Annotated in this window: 1 protein-coding gene; it reads right to left on the bottom strand. The window is 70.6% G+C overall.

Annotated elements, in window-relative coordinates:
• A partial coding sequence (locus D7Y13_RS42420; RefSeq protein ID WP_208734602.1) for a hypothetical protein occupies nucleotides 1-276 on the bottom strand: 276 nt, incomplete at its 3' end.
• Between the last annotated feature and the right edge of the window lie 194 nt (nucleotides 277-470).

The following is a 470-nucleotide window of genomic DNA, read 5'->3' as shown; positions in this document are numbered from 1 at the left end:
CGCCAACTCGCCGCGGCGCACCGCGAACCGCTCGCGCTTGGCGACGTCGTCGAGAAAACCGTGACGCGCGCGAAAGACATATTGTGCCTTGGAGATCGGCTGCTCGACGACGCCGTCGAACGGCGCGCAGTCATAATAGAGGACGCGCACCAGATGCTCGTCGTCCTCGACGCAGGCGTGCGCGAGATTCTCGACGAGGTCGGCGTCGAAGAACAGCCCGCGGCGCTGCGCCCACGCACGCGGCGCGCCGCCGTCGATCAGCAATACGGTCTTCATCGCCGGACCCGCTGGCTCAAGCGCACGCCCCGCAGCGGCCGCGGACCTCGAGCACCGGGCGGACGGGGGTGAACCCCGTGGCGCGCGCCGCGGCGCGCAGGCCCTCGCTGACGCCGTCGTCGTCGATGTGCGTGGTGCGCCCGCAGTCGTCGCAGACGAGGAAGATGCAGTCGTGGAGGCAATCGGGGTGGGCG

Source organism: Corallococcus praedator, from assembly GCF_003612125.1.
Taxonomy (GTDB): domain Bacteria; phylum Myxococcota; class Myxococcia; order Myxococcales; family Myxococcaceae; genus Corallococcus; species Corallococcus praedator.
The sequence above is the reverse complement of the archived record's forward strand: the minus strand, read 5'-3'. Positions and strand labels throughout refer to the sequence as shown.